We start from the raw sequence: 22,499 nt of genomic DNA, 5'->3' as shown, positions 1-22,499 counted from the left end.
CTCTCTTTCTACACCTTTGCTTCACTCGTCACCGATTGGAATGCCTGTTCAAGATCCGCAATCAAATCCTCGACGTCTTCAATCCCAGCTGAATATCTGACGAGTCCTTCTGGAATGCCCATTAGCGCTCGTTCTTCTGGCGTACATTCAACGTGGCTCGTCGTACGCGATGGTCCTACCGTTGTCTCGACCGCCCCAAGATTTGCCGCTCGGTTGGCATATTTCAATTTCGGAAGCAAGTGGCGCATCGTTTCAACGCCGCCTTTCACGGAAAAACTGAACATTCCTCCAAAGTCCTTCATCTGTTTCTTCGCAATCTCATGTCCTGGATGCGTTTCAAGTCCTGGATAGAAAACCGCCTCGACAAGCTCCTGGCTTTGAAGATATTTCGCTACCTTCATCGCGTTTTCACACTGTTTCTTCACACGCAGATGCAGGGTTTTCATGCCTCTCAATATGAGGTAGGCGGCCATCGGATCCATTGTTGCTCCATTAATTTCTCGGTAGTGATAGATTTTCTCGATCAGTTCCTTTCTTCCACAAATAACGCCCCCAAGCGCATCTGCATGCCCACCGAGAAACTTCGTCGCGCTATGAAGGACAAGGTCAACTCCGAGCTCCAACGGATTCTGATTTATTGGCGTTGCGAACGTATTGTCCACCACGACAAGGGCACCAACGTCGTGACCTGCTTTCGCCATACGCTGGATGTCTGTTATTTTCACCGTTGGGTTTGTTGGGGTCTCGAGATAAAGGACTTTACATCCCTTTGCCACTTCCTCCTCGATCATCTCGTGATTTCCTGTTTCACATAGCACCACTTCAATGTTCAGTCGTGGCAGAAACTCGGTGAATATTTTATTCGTACCGCCATATGTATCTTTAATCGATACGATACGGTCGCCTGGCATAAGAAACGTTGAAAGTGTGTTGCTGATCGCGGCCATTCCAGTCGAGAAGCTAGTAGCGGCTTCCGCTCCTTCAAGTGCTTTCACTTTGTCTTCAAAAGCCTGAACCGTTGGATTCGTATTTCGTCCGTAAATATGACCCTTCTTGTTTCCAACCGCTACCTCATACCATTCATCCATATCGTCGTACCCATAAGCAACGCTTAGCACGACCGGAACCTGTGTCGCCCCATGGACAAGATAGTCCTTTTCCCCTGCCCATACCGCCGTTGTTCCATTGTTTGTTTTCTTCATTTTCTTCATCTCCTTTTCGTCACTAGTGAATCGATGCACGGGCTTTCTTTTCTTTCAGGATGTTGTACGTATAAAGAGCGATGGCTGTATCCTGGACACCCGTCCCCGTTAAATCGCATACCGTGATTTCCTCGTTCGTCACTCTGCCTTTCATTCGCCCCGCTGTAATCTCACCAATCTCTACTGCCTTCTTCATCATTTGTTCCTGATCAAGTGCGTGGTGAATTTCTCCTAGTTTACGAGATTGACTTTTCACATCACATACAAGGAGATCCGCCTTTTCTAAAATCCCCACTTCAAGCTCCTGCTTCCCTTCAGCATCCGATCCCATCGCGGTAATATGAAGACCATCGTGTAGCCATTCCTCTTTTATAATCGGGCTTGTAGCGGGGGTGGTCGTGACAACAATATCGCTTCTTCGTACCACTTCTTCCGGGCTTGCTCTCTCAACCTTTACGCCAAGGTGCGACTCCACGTCTTTCATATATTGCGCAGCCTTTCCCTCATCCCGCCCGTATACCAATACGCTTTCAATAGGACGTACTCGCGCAATTGCCTGAACCTGATACCGCGCCTGACTCCCTGTTCCGATCACCCCTACTGTTCGCGCGTCTTGTCTTGCGAGGTGCTTCGTCGCCACTGCCCCTGCGGCAGCAGTTCGAATATCTGTTAAATAACCGTTATCGAGAAGGAGGGCTTCAGGCTTTCCTGTTTGAGAATGGAATAGCATCATAAGGCCATTCCCACTAGGCAAACCTAGCTTAAAATTATCGAAAAATCCTGTTGATACTTTAATTGCGAAATAATCCAGTCCTTCCACATAAGCCGATTTCACATCCACTTCTCCGTTATAAGCCGGAATATCAATACGCATAATCGGAGGCATTTCTACTCGCTTTGTAGCAAGGCTCGTGAACGCATCTTCAACCACTTGAATCGTTTCCGCATTCAAGTTCACGTGCTTACGAATATCTTCTTCTGTAAAAAGAATCATCTCATCACTCCTCGCCTACACCGCGTCATTATCCATCGCAAATAGATCGGTGGCGGTAATCAGTTTTCGTGGCATATTAGCTAGCACCTCGATACCTTTATCCGTGACATAAAAGGATTCACTAATTTCAATTCCAAAATCGTCATACCAAATTCCTGGAATCATATGAAACGCCATATTCGGCTTCAACACGGTGTGATCTCCCTGCCTGATGCTCGCCGTATGTTCGCCCCAATCTGGCGGATAATTCAGTCCCATCGAATACCCAATTCGAGAATCCTTCATGACGCCGTACTTTGCAATCGTTCTCCGCCAGACTCCCTCCACTTCCTCACACGTAACGCCAGGCTTCGCAAATGCGAGAGCTTCGTTCAAGCCTTCAACAACCACCCTTGCGATATCGTTCACTCTTTCTTCCTGAGAACCGATCGATACCGTCCGAGCCATTGGACAGTGGTATCGCTTATAACAGCCCGCGAGCTCAATGATGACGAGATCTTTATCCCGGTACTTTTTATCCGTCCAAGTAAGATGCGGTGTACACGTATTTTCACCAGAAGGAAGCATCGGCACGATGGCAGGATAATCTCCCCCGAACTCAGGCGTACCCCGAATGAGACTTTGATAAATATCTCCTACTACATCACATTCTCGAACGCCTTCAGCAATGGACTGTATCGCCTTTGTCATGCCTCGTTCAACAAGCCTTGCTGCGTTGCGAATATACGCAATTTCTTGATCTGACTTGATCATCCTCACATGATTAACGAGTAGAGTCGCATTCTTCCAAACGGCATTGGGCAATCCTTTTTTCAAATGTTCGAACGCAAGTGCTGAGAAATAATAAGCTCCCATTTCGACACCGATGACGCGATTTCCCTGACCGATTTGCCGCAAGATGTCTGCAACAAAATCCATTGGATGCTTGACGTCCGAATGGACATAATCATCCGTATAGGAAATGATGTTCTCTCGATACAGCCACGTCGTCGCTTTCGCTCCATTCGCATCCATTTGTCTACCGATCCAAAGCGGATGCTCTTCATCAATGATGACGACGACCATCTGATCAACATAGAAGGACCAACCGTCATAACCTGAGAGATAATTCATATTTGCTGGATCTGTAATCAACAACACTTCAAGCCCTTCCGCTTCCATCCGTCTCTTCGTCCGCTGAATCCGCTCCTGAAATTCACTCATCTCAAAGGATTGCATCGCGTTCATTCTCCCTCCACTTCATGAATTCAGAACATTTCGTTAATTACTTTCGTTCATCATACTCAATTGAAGACCTTTAAAGCATCTGCAAAACTGTATGAAGTTTTCCTAGTTGGTTTAGACAATTTACCTAATGGGGTCGACTATAAGACAAGCGAGGATGACCAACAAAAAAACGTCTACTATAAACGTCAAAAAAAGCAGTACCCAATCATCCAGGTACTGCCTAAGCTTCTATTCGGTTTGAAATTCCAATCTCATTCCAATAACGTCTTAACTTAACCGTTCGCATCTTTCAAACCAACGGACCATATTTTGATGCTCAAATCGAGAAGGAACACGTCATCCGGATTCATCAAGGATAGTCTTGTTAGCGACTCGATTTTTCTTAACCGATAAAGTAGTGACTGCCTATGAAGGTTCAGCTTTCGAGCCGTTTGACTCACATTTCCGTTATTTAAATGATAGGCGGTGAACGTCCCGATCAGGTCCATGTTGCGCTTCTCATCATAGTCAACTAGAGGAGAGATCGTTGACATCGTCACCTCCTGCACATCTTTATCGTGCGAGAGACTTTGCAATAATCGATTGATTTTCGTATCTTCATAATCAATTCGACTGCCTGCCCCTCTTTGCTTTCTACCAAGATCTAGCGCAACGCATGCTTTACTGTAGCTCTCCGGAAAAACAATCACACCGTCTCCATGCTGCCCCATTCCCCACGTCAGCACGACGCCTGGGAGCAATCGGCTCACTCTCCTCTCCAGTAAATCGAGATACTGGTTTACTAGGTCATTCCTTCCAGGCTCTGTTTCGAGGAAAATAAGCAGCTTTGACTCCTGGATGGTAGTGAGAATTCTTCGATTAATCGTTTCGCCTGCCAAAAGAATTTCCTCACTCACATAATAAATCATGCTTTCAAACCAGTGTTGATAAGAAGCAAATCCTTCTTGATTTTTACTAAAAAGATCCTCCAAGTTTTCCAACTTTCCTACAATACAAACATAAGGGAGTGTAAGGTTATATCCGAGGAGCTTCCCTCTCGATAGGAGCCGCTCTTCCGATACAAATTCTCCATTTGCTAGACTCAGAATAAAATCATCTTTCAACCGCATCTCCGTCTCTTCAATCGCACTATCTTTCAAAAAAGCAAGCGCCGCAGCAGTCGACGCATGCTCTAGAAGATTTGACTCCCTATCATCCGGGTCAGTGAGAGAGAAAACCATCATTTGCCCCTGTTCCTTTCCTGCAGACTGAATCCTCATCAACAGGCCCGCTGCATTCCCAATTACGATTTTCTCCATTTTTTTGTGAAGCGGATGAAGATTCCCAGCATGAGCTACGGTCACACTACTCTCACGATGGTGTTTCCATTGCATAAGATGTTCCGTGGTACACCCTGATTCGCCTTTCACCCTCCCTAACGTGTCAGCGATCAGGACAGGAGACCCGACCTGTTTCGCGACATACCGAGCGATATCCGAGCATCCCCCTCCTTGAAGAACCATTTCTAAGAGACGTTGCTGTATTTGTTCAGAACGCTTCAATTCTTCTTGCTGGTAATGATTGATTTTCTCCATACAGGAGTGAATCACATCAGAAAAACGAATTTCCCAATTCATTTCAATAAGCACAAACCCCTTATTTTCTGCAAAGGATATCACTTTTTTTGGAATATCATACACATGTCGACCGGTTGCCAGAGCAAGGGCCGATGCTCCTGATTCGTAGACATCCTGCACAAAGTGAAGAAGCCCCTCGTCTTCCTCGGCGAGCCCAATTCCAGTACTAAGAACAAACTCGTGCTGGCGCACAAAATTTTCAACAGGTGTCTCAATCACTGAAACCCACTCGACTTGTTTTTGTTCAAGAAAAGATTTTCCAGCAAGGACTCTTGCCTCCGCAAACATTGGTAGTGTTGTAATCTCGCCAAGATTAACCGTCATCTTCATCATCCTTATGTGTGGAAATAATCTCTAGCAATCGGTCCGCATCCACATTACATCCGCTCACAATCGCGGCTGTTCTCAACCCGATCTTTCTCGTTTTTTTATGTAATAGGACCGAAACAGCTGTTGCTGCAGCTCCTTCTACCCCAATCTGATGGTGTCGAAATAAAAAGGACATCCCCCGAGCAATCTCTTCTTCTGAAAGTAACACGATATCATCCACATAATCTTTTACCATCGAAAAAGTGTAACGATTATCAGGTCCAATCCCCCCTAGTAAACTATCAGCAAGAGTTGTTTCTTCAGGTATTACCACTGGCCGATTCGCCCGAATGCTTTCGTACATGACAGCAGCACGTACCATTGAAACCCCGATTACCTGAATATTTGGATTCGCCGCTTTCAAGCCGAGTGCAACGCCTGATAAAAGTCCACCACCCGAGAGCGGAATCACGCACGTATCAATGTCCGGAAGCTCATCAAGCAGTTCAAGTGCGATCGTTCCTTGTCCCGCGATGATGTCAGGATCATCAAATGGTTTAATAACGGTCATCCCTTCCTCATCTCGAAGGTTGTAGCAATAGGATTCGGCATCATCTTGGTTCTGACCAACTCGTTGAACCACCGCTCCCATCTCCTGCAGCTTCCTCACTTTATTGAACGGAACACGATTGGAGATGCAAATATGGGCTTTCACCCCCAGCTGCCGCGCGACATATGCGACAGCTAATCCGTGGTTCCCGGTGGAAAAAGTGGTAACACCTTTCTGCCGCTCTTCCTCTGACAAACTAAGAATCTTGTTGGCTGCCCCACGTAATTTAAACGAACCCGTTTCTTGAAGACTCTCTAATTTAAGATAGGCAGTTGTCTCACTTTCTCTTGAAAGTCGTTCTGAATAAAGGAGAGGGGTTGTTTTCACAAATGATGCAATCCGCTTCTTCGCAATCCAGATATCTTGAAGCGTAAGAGGAGTTAACGTTTTGGATGGAAGGCGGTTATGGGAAGTGGCCATGTGCAGGGATGCCTCCTTTGAAATCCATAGTTTTCTGTATTTTCTGTTAATTATACAGTAATTGGGAAGCGGGAATCAACGGGACGGTTCTACTGATTCACTCTCTTTTCCTAATAGAAAACCAGCTAACTCATTTTTGAGATAATGAGCTAACTGGTTATTATGGTTATATTGATCAAAAAAACAGTATAGTTGAGCACTCTATGCTGATTTCCTAAAGTTCAAACAAATAAACCACCCCTACTGCAAGAACAGCCATCCCAGCGATAAAGGACAGTCCAAAATGAAACAACGCACGATTCTTATTGCCCTCTGCCAGTTCCTTCATTCCATAACGTAGAATTCGTATAAACCAGTACGTCGTGAAAAGGCCCGCGGCAAAAAGGTTATTATCAGGGTTCGAATCGAACATTAATACGATAAAACTAACTATTAGAGCAACATAAAAGAGCCTTAACAGAACTTCCCTATGATTATTTGTCACAGTCTTTTTAGTCATTTCCATCTCCTTATTAATAGAAATCAACCTATCTCAGCCTTTTGGAGTATTGTAACGATGATAGTAAACTGTTCACGATTCCGATTCCCATTAATTCTTTTATTACCCTATTTATAGAAATTCAACAGGAAAATGGAGCGATTCTCGTAATTCAAACGCCTAAAAACAAAAACAAGTTGAGTTACTTAATCAAATAAGTACTCAACTTGTTTTTGTTAGCCTCATAAAGAAAGCAATTTAACTCTGCTATGAATTACGAGAACAGTCACGGTGCGATCAGATGGAATTCAATCAAACGTTTGTTTAACATCTAGATTTTTTAGATTGCATCATGAGAACCGTCCCAACGATTCCCAACGATTCACCAACGATTCATTGTGCTAAATCATATCTCTTCAGTCTCAATCAACTTACCCATCTTAATACCATCACTAGTAACATTTACTTGATAAGTGGAACGATATGCTTTATTTTTCTCTGAGCCATCACTGTAATAAATGTTGTATTCCTCTACAGTCGATACCATATATCCATCTCCACTTGCTTTCACTGATTGAACATCCAAACTTAGTACCTCTTCTGTCATTCCTTTTTCATTAAGGCGATCAATATAGCTTGATACTTCATCTCTATATCCGGTAGATGAAGGGTCAATTTGCCCGGATACGATTGAGAAATCGCCATAGTTGATTGCCTCTACATAGGTAGAGACATACGTTTGAACAAAGGATTCAACATCTAATTCGTCAGTACTTTGATTAGAAGGTGCCTCTTCAAGATCAGAATTCGCTTTAAAAGCAGTAGAAGCTTCAAAGTCTTTCTTTTGTTTTTTTAGATCCATGCCTAAGTCTTTTACATTGCTGCTAGGATCTTCATACGAAGTCCAATTGACTACATTCCATTTCTCTTTACCATCGTATGTTAGCGTATAGAGATTTGAATATCGTGATTCAGTTAACGAAGAAGGCTTCCCATCATAGGCATCATTTTCTTTCCACTTTTCGATTAGTCCAACTTCAAGTGTCCACTTACCATCTGTTTCATCAATGTAAAACGTATCCCAATCTACTTTTGCATCTGTTACATATCCAGCATAGTTCGTACTATAAGCTATTAAGTTTTCAAAGCTTGCATAGGTATAGTCTGAGGCAACTGTTGAGTTATCCTCTAGAAAATCGATTTCACGGTTGATTAATGCGTTTGAATAATTTGTTAGATGTTGCTTCAAACTCTGCGCTACTTTATCTTTTTGTTTATCAGAAAGCACCGCTTCTACTTCAAGATATGTATCGTCTATCGCTACTTCTGAACTCTTTATTTTGCCAAACGGGGCATCTAGTTGCACCTGGGCAGTCATAGATTCATCAACCATTACTGGACCAACTTCAACCTGTTTGCCATCGGTCAAAGATATGTCCGTGTTTTTTCCATTAATCAATACATCAAATTTTTCTGCGTTTGATTGAATGGAGATTGTTTCAACATCAAATTCAAGAACAGAGTAGTTATTCTTTTCAAAGTGTCTTACCTTGATTTCTTTTGATAGATCAATAAGTTCAGAAGAAAGCTTCCCTTCAACCTTGTACTCACCAGGCAAGAAGGATCCGAGATTTATGAGTCCATCTTTCGTTTCAACGTGAGATACTTTTTTTCCATCAACAAGGTAACTTACTTCCTCTTCATTTGTATCTATGAGAAGCGGGAATGGCTGTAAGACAAAGTCATAATTTTCATATACAAAGAATTTCTTCCCTCGTTTCTCCATTTTAATAAGCTGATTGCTCCCCTCTTTTACTTCTGCACTCACTTGCTGCGGCATATCGAACGATGAAGCAGTTTCACGTAGATGATTAATTAATGTTTCCTTCTCATCAGGATTTTCTTTTAAATAGGTTAATAAACTTTTTACATTTTTATCCGTTACATCAAGTGTAGAATCTGAGGATTCAAGAAAAGCTACTAGTTCTTTTACATTTCCTTGATTGAGATTTTCCTCAAACTTGGCCAGTTGATTGAACCTATCTGTATAGGACTCACCTACTTTAAATACAGCAAAAACGATAACGATTAATGCCAGAATACTACCTAGTATAATTTTTCTTTTTTTAGAGCTTGCAGGAGATTGTTTTACTTGGGGCTTATTAACTAAACTATTGCTTCCTAACTTAGCTCCACAATGTTGACAGAACTCCTGCTCTTTTGCTTCTTTACCGCAAGATGTACAAAATTTCATTGATCCTTCTTCCCCTTCCAGAATTCATATATCTACTCTTCCCCCATGAGAATGGCCTACTCAATAACTAATTTATTAAGTAGGCCACTTCATCACGAACATGGTATTGTTATAACCTTTTGGAATACACAAGGATTAGAGAAGTAGCAGCTCCCCCGCATATTTCTAAAGTCCCCATAACATCAAATTGCTTATTTGATCAGTAAATTTCTCTACAACAACTGCTATGACAATTGCATAGAAAATCCCCATAAGAACAGTTGTGATAATTAAACCGTAATAAACATCTAGTCCTCCTGTTGACTTCTGTTTCAATGAAAAGACAAGAGAAGTACTTGAGACAGTAAATAGACTCGTGCCAATAAAAAAGAATAGCAAGCTGATGACATTTGCCGAAAGGGCAGCAAACAACACAGCTACCACGAAAGCTGCTGTTGGAATGACTATTAATACACCTAATCGAGTCATCACGTTCATAAAAGAGAGATTAACCCGCATTAATTTCGCTACCCCAGTATTGACTGCAATAAAAACAGCCATAAAAATAAGGATATAAAGAAATGGTTGAATGACAAAAGATCCAAATGGAATCGTAATTGGAAAATCATATAATCCATCAGGAGCTACGTTTTTTGCAGTTACATATGAAAAGAACGGCAATAAAAACGCGAACAAAAGATGAGCAATTATTCCGTTTACTTTATCTGATTCCGTCACGTTATGACTGGCAGACATCGGCCCTTTAAATGCTTGAATGGCAAATGAAAAGAAGTTCTTGCTGATTAACTTACCTTTTTCAATATATTCGTTATTCGTAGGTTCAGCAGCAACAGTTGCTGCTGTCATTTGCTGTGTCACCTGCTGGGGAGTCGCTTCATTCGAATGACTTCCCCCCAGTTGACCTCCACATCCTCCACAAAACTTCGAATTTTCTTCGTTACTAGCACCACAATTTGAACAATACATTCTATCAACCCTTTATTTTGTTTTATTGTTTCTACATATCATTTCGATCGGTATCTTTTATACTAATCTTCTTAATTTTAAATCCCTCTTCATTTTTAATAACCGTATACGTCTTCTCTCGATCGTAATGAGTTTGTTCATTTAAATGATTGGTGAAAATAAATACTTCATTTGTCGATACAGTAAACGTGTTATCTCCCAAATCCTCTATGTCCGTTACGGTATTATCAGTAAATTCGTAGGAGTAGCCTTTATCTTGTAAATCACCGATATATTTCTTTAATTCTTTATCAGCTGCACTCTGCTTAAGTAAAAAAGGAGCAACGATGCTATAATCGCGAGAGTTCAACGCCTCTTCATAAGCGACACGAAAGTCGAGGACGTGACTTTGAGCTGCTTCACTTTCATCGATTGAGTCTTCATCATTAGTTTGGGTTGTTGTTGAAGCCGCAATCGTATCATCAACATCGAAGTCGAAATCGAGCGCTCCCCAAGTATCTCCATCTTGATTGACAGACTCAGTTTTGTAAGTTTTTCCCTTCTCATCTTTCCATTCAGCATGAAGCTTCACTTCTTGATCAACTGGAAAAGGTCCAAGTGTATCAAAATCGGACAGTTTTTTCTTTGTGCTTTTTCCGTTGATGAAAAGGGTCGATTCAGGAATATTCGTATAGAATGTATGGTATGAGCCCTCTAACTCAACTGGAAGGTAAATCGCCTCATCTCCCTGACTTAGCACATTAATCTTTTCTTTATATGTGAAATCGCCAAATACATTACTAGCCGTTCCAGTTATCTCGAATTGTCCGGGATAGGCTTTACCAAAACTCATTTCCTCTTCTGCTTCTTTCACCTCAGCAGATTGCTTATCAATGGTTAGAGTAGTGTTTGGAAGATTACTGCTTACAATTAAATCACTCGGAATGGCATCAATTTCGTATGTATAATAGAGCCCTGGTACGAAAGCATTCTTTTTAACTACAAATACTTGGTTTCCATTTGCATCCCTGACGGAGGTATCAAATTTATCCTCAGAGTCTGCAATACCAACTAGTTGGTAGCGGAGATCTTCCCACCCATTTTCTTTAATATATTGGAAATAATCTTCTTTATTAATAAGTGCTGTTTGATCGATATGAATCTCCTTAAGAAATGCTTCTGTTTTTCCTTCGCTCATTGCCCGATCCATCGCTTGAACTTGATTCATAGGATCAATCATTGAGGTGATGATAAAATGGGCACTGATTAAACACGCTACCACGACTCCGCTAGCTATAAAACTAAATTTCTGTTTACGTGAAAGTGGCTTTTTGGGTACCTGTTGTACTTCAACTGACTTTTCAATTTGTTGCTTTTTCCCCTGAGTTTGAGGAGAACCACATTCAGTACAAAAGGAACTGTTTTCTGAAAGTGCTTTTCCACACTCTGTACAAAAATTCACTAGTTTGTTCTCCTTTCGTTATGGAATTGTAATACGAAATGGTGCCAACTCCTTTCGCTTAGAAACAGAAGTTTATAAGGAATCTTTAGAACTAGATATATACCAATAATTCCCTCGTTATAGTATATCGGTAACAATGCCTAGGACTTTTAGGGTAAATATATAAAATATGGATTTATTATATATATTTGGAACATCTTCAGTACGCACTTTAAAGCACTCGGTGGTGACTCAGAAGAAGCTTCTAAGGAAGTTTGAGGTGAAACAAACGAAGTGAAAAAAGAGGAAGTAAAACCTTTTAAGCTTAATGATGTTGTTAGTTTAAAGAGATCTGAAGTAACCATTACAAACTTTGAACAACGTGATGAAGTTGGCACGAAACAAGCTTCTGACGGTGGAACTTTCATAGCCATTCAATATACTATTAAAAGCATTTCTGAAGAGCCTGTTAAAATAAGCATTTACACATAGATATCTATAAAACCAGATGAACTTGTCCAAGTATGGATAATTCATCTGGTTTTATTTTTATGAAAAATCATATGAAAGACACTATTTGTTAGACCAGCGCGCAGCTTTTCTTGACAGATTCACATCACCTCTTTTATATCCCTTATCATACTTTTCTTCCCCAAACCCTAATTCAGTAAGTCTACATTAGATGGCTCTTTAATCGGTTAGCTAACTCCTGAGCAGAAACTCCCTATTCAGTACTCTAAACGTTTGTGAGATTAGCAGTAAATCGAAACTCTTTTTGCCTCCCCCCTTCAACGAAGGCGTTTGTTAGTCCTATTGTACTGATAGTTTAGATTGAATTATGAGAACCGTCCCAGCGATTCCAGCGATTCCAGCGATTCCCAAAAAACTGACCTTCTCAATTGAAGGCCAGCTTTTTTTTCGCTATTAATTAGAGGTCAAATAATATTTACACGGCACGCTATGTCCATTGTTTTGGATATAGACGATATAGTACGAGTTTTCTTTAGACAATCCAAACCTGAAGTTGAAACCTATTGACCATGAATTCGACGGATAGATGGAAGTCGGAACATTACTTTCAGATAATCTCTGCTTTGAATACGAACTAAAAAGTCTTCCATTTTCATAAATCTCTACTTTATCTACTTCTAACTCTCTTTGAGTATTATTTTTTAGGCTTATCGTGTAGCTATTAAAGTAGGAATTAAACAGAACATAACTTCTATTTGTAACAAAAAGGTCTTCTTCAAAAGATTTCACATTTACAGACAGATTAACCTTTTTATCATATCCTTCAACTGTACCCTGATAACTCTTCGATCCGATTTCGGAAGTATCGACTCCTTCAATCTCCCAAGTTACTGACTTCTTCTCTTCTGTCCCATTGTTCATCGTAACAGAAACTTCTGCTGGCAGCGTGTAATCATCCCATTGATATACATCTTTCTGAAGGTCATGAACGCTTTCTACTTTAATCGGCTCGACCGTTAAATCGAGCGTTGCTTCTTGACCGCCATCTACAGAAGTAGCCGTGATTTTGGCTGTTCCTTTCGATAATGCGGTAACAGTACCCTCAGTATCTACTTTGGCTACGTCAGTATTGGAAGAGGTCCATGTCACCTTTTGATTTGTTGCATTCTCTGGTGATACTGTGGCAATAAAGGTTTCTGAATTACCAACGATCATTGTTGCCGAGTATTGGTTCAATGTTACCGAAGTTACTTTTACTGGCTCGACTTCTAACTCATAAGTAGCTTCAATACTACCATCTACTGTCGTCACTTTAATGGTTGCCTTCCCTACAGATAGGGCTTTCACGTTTCCGTTCGCATCTACACTTGCCACATCTTGATTGGAAGAATCCCAAGTAACTGATTGATTTGTCGCATTAGAAGGCGAAACGGTTGGAATGAGGGCATCTGTTTCTCCTACTTTTAATGTATTAGAAGTCTTGTTAAGTTTAACTGATGTCACTGGAATCGGTTTAACGGTAATTTCAGTCGTAGCCTGTAATTTTCCGTCTTCAGAGGTTACCGTAATCGTTGCGGACCCTACTGACTTACCTGTAACTGTTCCTTTTTCATCTACGATCGCCACATCTTGATTTGATGACTTCCATGATACTGAAGGATTCGTTGCGTTTTTAGGAAGTACGCTAGCCATTAGCGTATTCGTTTCTCCTATGAGCACATCATATGATTCCTGCTCTATTTTCACGGAAGAAACGTGCACATATAATTCCTTTTCCAATTGTCCTTCAACTTTAGTACTGACTGCATTAGGTCCACCTAGAATAACCGCTTCATTAACACCGTTATCGCTCATAAAGTCAATAGCTTCTTTGGCCATCTCTTCTTTTTTCGTTAAGAAAATGCCGGCATCATTTTTCGAAGCAAGGGCCGATCCACTAAGAGCATCTGGGAAACTAGTTCCTGTAGCAATATAGGCTCTATTAAAATCGATTTTATCTTTGAACATTTGATTGATTGCTAGATTTGTTTCATATCTTGTATTACCACTTAATCTCTTACTGTAAGGAAGACTTTTGTCTAATGATGAATCCAAAGCTGCTTCTCCTCCAATAAGATAAGAAACCGGTACCTTTTTATCGTTTAAATAAGATTTCATTTGTTCATCTAAACCAGACTTTCTTGAAAGCAAAATAGGCATTTCTTGAGAAGAAGCAATCGGTGCGATGGAAAGAGCATCTGGGAAGTTCATTCCTGTAGCCACAATGATCCCATTCTCCACTCCAATTTCTTTCGCAATCTTTAGGGATGTTTCAAAACGATCTTTACCGCCAAGACGTTTTGTACTAATTCCAAGACTTTTAAGCTGGGATTCAATTGAAGAATTAATAACACTAGCGCCACCGATCAGGTACGCTTTTTTCGTACCCAGGCTTTTCAATTCTCCAACCACATCCTTATTAAGAAGATCTGGTTTAGTAAGGATAATTGGAGCATCTAGCGACTTTGATAAAGCAGACGCAGACAAAGCATCTGGGAAGTTTGCTCCAGTCGCAATAATGACGTTAGGAGCTTTTGTCCATCCATTACGAGCAATCTCTAACGACGTTTCATAACGATCCGATCCAGACAATCTGGATGTAAAAACGTTTTCATCCGTTTCTTGAGCGGAGACTAGCGTGATCTTTGAGCTCGATATGAGTACAAATAACGTTAACATAACTAAAAAGGCATATTTTTTCATTTGGTTCATAACCTCTTTCTTTCATTGAATTAATTTAATATTAGACTTTATTTCCAATGTTCTTTAGCTATCTTGGACTACTTCAATAGAGATTTTCAATTCGATCTCTTACTTATGGTAATTCACATTAAACTAGGATATTGCCATGCTAGAAATGAATAGGGTACTAGCCTCTTTATGCAACTTCCTCCTCCCACTTTTCTGATGAGAACATAAAGACCTTTTAGACTAGGAATATTATATCATTTTATTGGTAATTAATAACATGTTTATAGAAATATTTCTAATTTATAAAAAAGGATCCAAATACTTTCAGACTACTTCGTTTCCCATTAATCTATTTAGTGATGTTAATTATTTTAATTGAATTAGAAGACCCAGTTAATCAAACGTTTGATTAACTGGGTCTTCTCCTGTGATATGAACTTGATTGATCATTCTTCCTCTAACCTTAACCGTAATGAGTCTCTCTTGATGATATTTGGTAGTACTTCTCTCCATTTAACCAGGAAACGCTTAACTCTGGATATTCCGCAGAAACAAGAATGGCCTCTTCTACGTTACTAAGAACTAAGTGAGTGTAGCCTGATTTTATTGCCATGTCGCCTTTATTACCATTAGGAAATGCAATGCCATCACCATCTTTGGCATAGCGACTTAAAGAATGATCCCACATCGTACAATAGTATTGATCATCTGCTTTTCGCTCTTGTTCGGAGTGTTGATCAGCGATTGGATTAATTCTGTATCTTTCCCACGGGAGAATGTATCTAGCATTAGGATCCTTTGTTTCGAAACATGAGTAGTTAGGAATTGAAGAAGATTTTACATCTTTGCATACAACTAGTGTTTTCACCTCAAAACTTTGTTCTAGTAAAAAACGTATACAATTCGTTAACGTTTTGCCCATACCAGCAAAGTCTTCAACTAGGAGAACATTCATGGGAGACGGAATATCTCCCAACCAACTAATGGTTTCTTCCGAACGATTATAGCGTAAATAATAAAACGGAAGGCCAGTAAGAAAGGCTAAGTGGATGCCTGGAAAAGAACCCCCTCTTAAAACAATAACAATTCCACCAAACTTCTCTTTCTTCACCTCTTTTGCTAATGCTTCAAGTGATAAAGAAATTTGATTGTAATCTATATAGATATTCTTCATAACTTATAACTCCTCATCCTAGACACACGTTAAATTTCAAAACTTGCAACTCAGTTCTTACATCCTTTATTTAAACTACTATTTTCTATTTCTACCAAATCGGATGATGTTATTAATGAAATACTAGACATAAGCAAAACCACTTTATCCATCCACTAAATTACTTAAATTCTTTAATTTGGAAAATTAGAATACCATATTCATTATAATATTACTTCAGCCATTTAGGCAATTAGTATTATAAAAATGGAAAATTGAAAAGTGCCTGTCACCACCCGTATTATTTGTGAAATTGTCGAAATAAATTCCGACGTTATTCACTACTTCTTTAATCTACATATCTTTTGACTACTCAATAATTGACCATAAATAATGAATCTTACTCCACTCACGCTCTACAAATCCACGTCTGAGAAACCCCCTCTATCCTAGTCAACTACCATTGGGATAACGCTTTTTTAGATTCACTAAATCTAACATACCAATTGATCTTTTCAAATTAAAAATATTACATATATTGTTTATTTGCCCATTGATTGTATTTTAATGGTATTATACTAATGGTATATAATACCTAGTATTATTCCAAATTTTTTAAATGGATTCTTTAGTCTTCAATTTGGGAGGTGTTCATTTACATCGTTCTTTGTTTCATTGCTTTTAAATATTCTATTAAGGGTGTGTATCATTGAAAAAATCAGTCGGATTATTTTTTACAGTATTTTTTGTATTATTTCTATTATTCTTTAGTTCTCCAACAAATACGTACGCAGACAGTTCGGAAAATGAACCAAATAATTCTATCGCTGAAGCTAATGGGATCTCAGTTAACGAATACATAACAGGCGTTACTGATGATTACTATGAAGAAGATTATTTTAAATTCACGCTCTCCAAAGATGGGTATGTTAGATTAGTAGCTGATAATCGTCCAGGAGAGGATACTAGATTTGATATTTTCAATGAGACCGAAGAATTCGCAAACTATTTAAATACAAATCATGATTATTCAGGTACTTCTCAACTAGAGATGGGCTTACCAAAAGGTACTTATTATATTAAGGTTGATAGCTCCTATACTGAAAATCCATATAAATTCAAAGTGGAATTTCTGGCCTCTTCTTTTTATGAAAAAGAACCGAATGATAGTTATGCAGAAGCAGAAAATAATAAGTTAGAACTTAATAAAACGTATAAAGGTTTCTTAGCAAAAGACTACTATGAAGAAGACTATTTTAAAATCAGTAACAGTCAATCAGGAAAATATACCATTATTGTAGATAATAAAGGAAGCGAGCAAAAGCAAGTTTATATTACGACAAAAGATGGAGATATTATTGATTCTCTTTATACAAATTCTGATTTTCCAGGTAATAGTCAAATGACAGTAGGCCTCCCTGCTGGGGATTTTTATATTAAATTAAAAAGTGGCGGTGGCGAAGAAACCCCATATAATTTAACTGTGAATTTCGAACAAAGTACAGTTTTTGAACAAGAATTTAATAATACCTTTGCTACGGCAAATTCAATTGATCTAAACAAAACATACAATGGTGTTATTTCAGATTGGGATGATGAAGATTACTATACATTTCAATTATCTAAGCCAGAAAAAGTGACACTTAACTTAGATAATGGAATCAATAAAGAAGTTTATTTATTAGATTCTAATGGCGATACAATTAATTATTTAAATACCTATTCAGATAAAACAAAAACAGAAAATAATAGTTTTGAAAGTCAATTATCTGCTGGAACCTATTATGTAGAGGTTTCAGGAGACGATAACGATAATATGATTTATAGCTTGGAAGTGACCACCTCTTCTCAATCAGTCGTGCGACTCCAGGGCGAGGACCGATACAAAACGGCAGTAGAGATCTCAAAAAATGGTTGGCAAACGTCTAATACTATCATCCTTGCTAAAGGGAGCGACTTCCCTGATGCATTAGCAGGAGCACCTCTTGCCTATAAAGAAAAAGCACCAATCCTCTTAACAAAATCAAATGAACTTGTAGATGTTACTTCGAAGGAAATTGAGCGTCTTAAAGCCAAAAAAGTGATTATCCTAGGTAGTGAAAATGCTATTTCCAAAACGGTCTCTAACAAGCTTAAAACCCTGGGGCTATCAGTTGAACGGATTGGTGGAGCAGACCGTTTTGAAACAGCAGCTTTAATTGCGCATAAGTTAAATAGCGATAAAGTCGTGGTTGCCTATGGTCTTAATTTCCCAGATGCTCTTGCTATTGCCCCTTATGCAGCAAAAAATGGGATTCCAATCCTATTAACGAAGCAAAACCAATTACCGCCACAAACCAAAGCAGAACTGACAGGTAAGAAAAGTGCAATTATCGTTGGTAGCACTTCCGTTGTAAGTGAAAAAGTAGCAAAAGAACTACCAGTCTCCGAGAAAGTTCGATATGGTGGTGCAAATCGTTATGAAACTGGAAAAGAAATCGTCAAAAACTTGAAAATGGGTACTGAACAAGCCTATCTTGCTACAGGTGCAAACTTCCCAGATGCACTCGCTGGCTCAGCTCTTGCAGCTACAAATAACAGTCCGATTCTTCTAGTGAAAACAAACGAGATTCCACCTTCAACTAAAAGTCTGATCTCTTCTTATAAATCGTTTGTACTTCTAGGAGGAGAAAACGTTGTTGGTAAGAAGGTTGTAGATGAATTAAAATAATTACTAGAATAATTGGGATGGTCTCGTGATGTTATCTTGAAATAATAGAGATTACAATGGGAATCACGAGGATGACTCTCGTGATTCATTAATTAATTGAGTTTCCATTAATAAAAAAGCAGGAGAACTAATACATTCAATGATCTAGTTCCCCTGCTTTTCTTTGTTAGTAAGCGACTGAATGAGAAGAACCGTACGTCCTGCTGATACTAGTCAACTAGCGTTCCTACCCATGGTAATCCCCGGTTTTTACATTAACACTAACTATTCGATACTCTACTCCATCCAACTCAGCGTATACTTCTAAAAACCCTTGATTGTTGTATATTTGAAATTTTTCATATCTAATGGTTTCGATTGAATCCGCGTATCCACTTTCGATCATTTCATTTTCAAATGTCTCTTTTACTCCAGGAGCCCATTCATATGGGTCATCGTCTTGCTGAGCTTCTGAATTCGCTGCGTTCATTTTCTCTTCTTCTGCTGCCAAGATTTGATTCGCTCTATCCGTAGCATCCTTTTTGAATTTTTTCACAACATCTCTTTGTTCTTCAGAAATGTATTCATTTGATAAAATTTCGTCGGATGCGACTAAGTAAGTTTCATCCGGCATTGCATTTTCATCATGAGGATCATATAGTTTTTTTAAATCCTCAATTTCACGAGTTAATTTTTTTGTTTCTTCAACCATCTCATTAAGGTTATCCGCGTCTTCTTGTATAACCACTTCAATAGATTCATACCTACTATTACCCTTAAGTTCATTTAACGTTTCTGAAGCTTTTTCAACTTCTTTCTCTTCCATGTGGGTAATAAATTGTTCGTAGTCGTCGATTAATTCAACCCATTCTTTTGCCTCACTATTTTTCGTATCTTCGTTTACAGCCAAGTTGAAATTACTTTTTGCTTTCGCAATCTCTCCGTTAGCTAAAGCTAATTTCCCCTGGTCGATTGCCTGTTCAGCCACAGAAATAGTATCTTCGTTTATTTTTTCGTCATTACTAATTGAAGCACATCCCAATGCTAATAAGGCAACTACAATTAAATAGGAATAAACTACAAATATACGTTTCATAACATGGCTCCTCATTTTTCATTATTGAAGTAATAGAAAAGGATTAGCTACCTAACTGATACTTCTTCTCCTCTATCGTAATAACCTCTTCTTCTAGCCCCATAAAAACAGGCTCCGACTTTTCATCAAGTTTCTTTCCTAACTCCCATTTCGTTTCTTCTAATTGGATAAGATCTTTCGAAAGATCGTTCATCTTGTCCTGATAGCCCTCAAGCTTTTCAGCATCGGTATCTACGAAAAACTCGACTAAATCATGGAGGTGATTAACTCTATTCGAATATTTCTCTTCCATGTCTGCCAAAACTTTTTTGTCCTTACGACTATGGTGCCATAGAAACTTCCGCTCATCACTTTCTTCAGCGACTTTCTCGTCTAACTTGTTGCTGTAAGAATCCACCATGTTATGAAAAGCACGATTCCATGCATCATACTTTCCAGGGTTTTCAAATAGTTCTCCTGCTTTAACCTTGGTTTGAAGCTGATCCTCTAGCTTTTTGCCAATTTTCTTTTCAGTCTTTTCTAAATTCTGTCCAATATCTAGAAAGTCATTAATGGCTCTCATTCGATCATGCATATGACCAGCTTCCTGCACATCAGCATCTAGCTTATCTGCCTTTTTGAAATCCTTTTCTATCGAGTGAATCGTATCCTCGATCTCTCTTAACCAATTGTACCGTTCCTTGTGTTTAGCGATTTTCTGCTCAATCACTAAAGCCATTTCATCTTGGGACTGCACTCCGATTAAGTTTAACTCCTCTGCTCCCTGCCCTATCTTTGCAGACTCTCTCATTCTTTCTTCAAAACCGAGATTGTAATAAGTAACTAATCCACGTAAAGCGAACGCATCACCGTTTTCATCATACAAATCGATCGAGTCATCGATTATCTTCTGTGCCTCTGGATAATTGCCTGCTTCTAATGAGGCAACTGCTTTTACATACAGGTTATCAGCTTTTTTTCTGTCCTCTTCCTTTTGTTTTGCTTTTTTCAACTGATATTGAGTGACAGCATTTTCAATATTGGCAAACACCTTTTTGAAGCTGAAGCCGCCGTCTTCTTCTTTCACCTCTTCAGCTTGGTCCCCTTCTATTTCCTCTTCATTTTTCAGCTCCGCTTCATTGTTAGAAGGTGATTCATCTTGCTTCTCAGCTTTCTTTTCTTCTTCTTTTGCTTTCTCTTTTTCTTTCTCTTCAGCATCGTCTTCAGACTCTGGAATCTCATCGTTCTCTTCTTCCTGTTTTACAGCTTCTTCTACAGCTGGTTCCTCAACTTTCAAATCTTCTTCATCTTCCCACCGATCAGATGATTCCGCCTTCACTCCACTTTCCTTTGCTTCAGCAAGTTCTTCAGAAGCAGGTGGCGCATATATTCCTATTAATAAAAGCATGACGAAGGAGAGGCTCCCATAATAGAAAGCCGCTCGCTTCCTTGTTCGCTTCTCTTCCTTTATGTAAAATAGTCCCCACGAAGGTTTAATGAAACTGAGCAATATAGCTGAGATGCTATAAAGAAGGATAAATAACACAACCTGTAATAATTTATCCAGTAGCGATAACCCGGGCATAAACAAACTACAAATCATGAGTAGCACAAGCATTCCACCAAAATAGACTAGAAACAATCGCTTTTTCGTCGGCTCAGCTCTAGAAAAATAAATAGGTATGGCCGGATTAATAAGCGCTAATAAAGCCATCGCGCTGCAGTAAATCCCTATAAAAAGAAGTGATCCAGAAAACTTATCGATATAGCTTACATTTGGGTTAAATATGAAAGCTCCAAGACAAATCGATAAAATCGACGTCGTGCTATACGTTTTAAACACCTTTAACCTTGATCTCATTTTTTTCGTTATCCACGGTAAAACCAAACGTGGATTGATCATTCCTATTATCAATGCACATACCGAAATCATTAATGTAATAAAGAATAAAATATCCATGTTTCCCCCTGTTTATAGTCCTAAATTGTTATTTCACAAACTCCCCGTTCTCCCAAATGCCTTCAGTCACCTTACCGTCAGCCGTGACTGCTTTCCCACGCCCATGTCGTTCCCAGTCCATCACTTCCCCGACGTAAATCTCACCATCTTTTGTTCGGATTTCGCCTGACCCATTCGGCGCATCCTCTTTCCAATCTCCTTCATAACTACTACCACTCCGATCAGTGAACTTCCCATAGCCATGTCTTACTCCGTTTTTATAATCTCCTTCATAAGTGGTTTCCACCCCAAAAAGGGAAACCACTTCAGTTCCGTACCCATCATGAAGATTTTCCTTCCATTCACCTTCATATCTCATATCGAGTACGCTACCAAAGCTTGTTACCTCAGTCCCGTATCCTTCACGCACATTATGAACCCATTCCCCTTCATAATAACTTGAGCGGTTAAATGTTTTTCCTGTTCCATGCTTTTCACCGTTAAGACGTTCACCATCATAACGTGCAGACGGTAAAACCGCCCCTTCATCTTCTGACATAGAAGCCGAGATAACGATGGCCATACTTGTGATGAAAACGAAGCTATAAATAGAAACGACCTTACGTCTCGTATTCTTCTTCATCGGAAGAACGATTCTCGGTCTGACTAATCCAATGAGTAGTAAAATAAGACTCAAGCCAGTGGTCAACAACCCAATTAAAGCTAGAGCGAATAACCAACTGGTGATTGCCCCCATCCCTAACGCACATAGTAAGTAGATCACACCACCGTAGAACAAAAACACCTTCCACCGCCCCTTGGCTTTCTTTCCATTCCACAAGTAAACATAACTTGGCTTGATCGTCCCAATAATTAGTAAGAGTACGGATAATAGAATCAAGAGTGAAATTGCTTCAAACATCGTCTTCCACCTAACTTTCATACA

At 39.5% G+C, this 22,499-nt stretch carries 16 protein-coding genes; 2 read left to right on the top strand and 14 right to left on the bottom strand.

The window, feature by feature from the left end; translation table 11 throughout:
- Positions 1–8: 8 nt before the first annotated feature.
- The 9 genes from LC090_RS02100 to LC090_RS02060 all read right to left on the bottom strand — a co-directional run bounded on the left by LC090_RS02100 (position 9) and on the right by LC090_RS02060 (position 11,517).
- Positions 9–1,202: a cystathionine gamma-synthase family protein gene (locus LC090_RS02100; RefSeq protein ID WP_226654818.1), complete on the bottom strand. Its 1,194-nt coding sequence runs from the start codon at positions 1,200–1,202 to the stop codon at positions 9–11.
- Positions 1,203–1,224: 22 nt separating this feature from the next.
- Entirely contained in the window at positions 1,225–2,196 is a 972-nt protein-coding gene (locus LC090_RS02095) for a cyclodeaminase (protein ID WP_226654816.1), read from the bottom strand.
- Positions 2,197–2,211: 15 nt separating this feature from the next.
- Entirely contained in the window at positions 2,212–3,414 is a 1,203-nt protein-coding gene (locus LC090_RS02090; protein WP_226655249.1) for a M24 family metallopeptidase, read from the bottom strand.
- Between the two features lie 281 nt (positions 3,415–3,695).
- Positions 3,696–5,363: a PucR family transcriptional regulator gene (locus tag LC090_RS02085; protein WP_226654813.1), complete on the bottom strand. Its 1,668-nt coding sequence runs from the start codon at positions 5,361–5,363 to the stop codon at positions 3,696–3,698.
- On the bottom strand, positions 5,353–6,378 hold the full coding sequence (gene eutB / locus LC090_RS02080) for a hydroxyectoine utilization dehydratase EutB (protein ID WP_226654811.1): 1,026 nt from the start codon (positions 6,376–6,378) through the stop codon (positions 5,353–5,355). Before eutB ends, LC090_RS02085 begins: the two co-directional genes overlap by 11 nt.
- A 214-nt stretch (positions 6,379–6,592) precedes the next feature.
- Entirely contained in the window at positions 6,593–6,877 is a 285-nt protein-coding gene (locus tag LC090_RS02075; RefSeq protein ID WP_226654809.1) for a hypothetical protein, read from the bottom strand.
- Positions 6,878–7,262: 385 nt separating this feature from the next.
- Positions 7,263–9,110: a zinc ribbon domain-containing protein gene (locus LC090_RS02070; protein WP_226654806.1), complete on the bottom strand. Its 1,848-nt coding sequence runs from the start codon at positions 9,108–9,110 to the stop codon at positions 7,263–7,265.
- A gap of 165 nt (positions 9,111–9,275) precedes the next feature.
- The gene (locus LC090_RS02065; protein WP_226654804.1) at positions 9,276–10,076 is read right to left on the bottom strand and encodes a zinc-ribbon domain-containing protein; all 801 of its coding nucleotides are present in this window, start codon (positions 10,074–10,076) and stop codon (positions 9,276–9,278) included.
- Between the two features lie 31 nt (positions 10,077–10,107).
- Positions 10,108–11,517, bottom strand: coding sequence for a TcaA NTF2-like domain-containing protein (locus LC090_RS02060; RefSeq protein WP_226654802.1), 1,410 nt, complete (start codon positions 11,515–11,517; stop codon positions 10,108–10,110).
- Between the two features lie 273 nt (positions 11,518–11,790).
- On the opposite strand from LC090_RS02060, the gene LC090_RS02055 reads away from it, so the two are divergent.
- Entirely contained in the window at positions 11,791–11,988 is a 198-nt protein-coding gene (locus tag LC090_RS02055) for a hypothetical protein (RefSeq protein WP_226654799.1), read from the top strand.
- Positions 11,989–12,420: 432 nt separating this feature from the next.
- Here the strand turns inward: LC090_RS02055 and LC090_RS02050 are convergent, their stop codons facing one another.
- Both LC090_RS02050 and LC090_RS02045 read right to left on the bottom strand, forming a co-directional pair.
- Positions 12,421–14,709, bottom strand: a complete 2,289-nt coding sequence (locus LC090_RS02050; RefSeq protein ID WP_226654797.1) for a cell wall-binding repeat-containing protein — start codon at positions 14,707–14,709, stop codon at positions 12,421–12,423.
- 451 nt (positions 14,710–15,160) lie between these two features.
- Complete coding sequence (locus LC090_RS02045; protein ID WP_226654795.1) at positions 15,161–15,871, bottom strand: phosphoribosyltransferase; 711 nt, start codon at positions 15,869–15,871, stop codon at positions 15,161–15,163.
- A 688-nt stretch (positions 15,872–16,559) separates the two neighbouring features.
- On the opposite strand from LC090_RS02045, the gene LC090_RS02040 reads away from it, so the two are divergent.
- Positions 16,560–18,560, top strand: coding sequence for a cell wall-binding repeat-containing protein (locus tag LC090_RS02040; protein WP_226654794.1), 2,001 nt, complete (start codon positions 16,560–16,562; stop codon positions 18,558–18,560).
- 226 nt (positions 18,561–18,786) lie between these two features.
- Here LC090_RS02040 and LC090_RS02035 read toward each other — a convergent pair whose 3' ends face one another.
- From LC090_RS02035 to LC090_RS02025, 3 genes are read right to left on the bottom strand one after another with little or no spacing between them, the layout of a single operon-like run.
- Positions 18,787–19,635 (bottom strand): hypothetical protein, encoded by an 849-nt coding sequence (locus tag LC090_RS02035; protein WP_226654793.1) that lies wholly within the window; start codon positions 19,633–19,635, stop codon positions 18,787–18,789.
- A gap of 43 nt (positions 19,636–19,678) precedes the next feature.
- Positions 19,679–21,574, bottom strand: a complete 1,896-nt coding sequence (locus LC090_RS02030) for a hypothetical protein (protein WP_226654792.1) — start codon at positions 21,572–21,574, stop codon at positions 19,679–19,681.
- 28 nt (positions 21,575–21,602) lie between these two features.
- On the bottom strand, positions 21,603–22,475 hold the full coding sequence (locus LC090_RS02025; RefSeq protein ID WP_226654791.1) for an MORN repeat-containing protein: 873 nt from the start codon (positions 22,473–22,475) through the stop codon (positions 21,603–21,605).
- Positions 22,476–22,499 lie beyond the last annotated feature (24 nt).

Source organism: Guptibacillus hwajinpoensis (assembly GCF_020524165.1).
In the GTDB taxonomy this organism is placed as follows: Bacteria; Bacillota; Bacilli; order Bacillales; family Guptibacillaceae; genus Guptibacillus; species Guptibacillus hwajinpoensis_D.
Note: the sequence above shows the minus strand (reverse complement) of the source record. Positions and strands in the feature narration are given on the sequence as shown.

Coding starts and splice junctions, on each gene's coding strand:
- LC090_RS02100 (WP_226654818.1), bottom strand. CDS start 1,202: ATGAAGAAAACAAACAATGGAACAACGGCGGTATGGGCAGGGGAAAAG.
- LC090_RS02095 (WP_226654816.1), bottom strand. CDS start 2,196: ATGATTCTTTTTACAGAAGAAGATATTCGTAAGCACGTGAACTTGAAT.
- LC090_RS02090 (WP_226655249.1), bottom strand. CDS start 3,414: ATGCAATCCTTTGAGATGAGTGAATTTCAGGAGCGGATTCAGCGGACG.
- LC090_RS02085 (WP_226654813.1), bottom strand. CDS start 5,363: ATGACGGTTAATCTTGGCGAGATTACAACACTACCAATGTTTGCGGAG.
- eutB (WP_226654811.1), bottom strand. CDS start 6,378: ATGGCCACTTCCCATAACCGCCTTCCATCCAAAACGTTAACTCCTCTT.
- LC090_RS02075 (WP_226654809.1), bottom strand. CDS start 6,877: ATGACTAAAAAGACTGTGACAAATAATCATAGGGAAGTTCTGTTAAGG.
- LC090_RS02070 (WP_226654806.1), bottom strand. CDS start 9,110: ATGAAATTTTGTACATCTTGCGGTAAAGAAGCAAAAGAGCAGGAGTTC.
- LC090_RS02065 (WP_226654804.1), bottom strand. CDS start 10,076: ATGTATTGTTCAAATTGTGGTGCTAGTAACGAAGAAAATTCGAAGTTT.
- LC090_RS02050 (WP_226654797.1), bottom strand. CDS start 14,709: ATGAAAAAATATGCCTTTTTAGTTATGTTAACGTTATTTGTACTCATA.
- LC090_RS02045 (WP_226654795.1), bottom strand. CDS start 15,871: ATGAAGAATATCTATATAGATTACAATCAAATTTCTTTATCACTTGAA.
- LC090_RS02035 (WP_226654793.1), bottom strand. CDS start 19,635: ATGAAACGTATATTTGTAGTTTATTCCTATTTAATTGTAGTTGCCTTA.
- LC090_RS02030 (WP_226654792.1), bottom strand. CDS start 21,574: ATGGATATTTTATTCTTTATTACATTAATGATTTCGGTATGTGCATTG.
- LC090_RS02025 (WP_226654791.1), bottom strand. CDS start 22,475: ATGTTTGAAGCAATTTCACTCTTGATTCTATTATCCGTACTCTTACTA.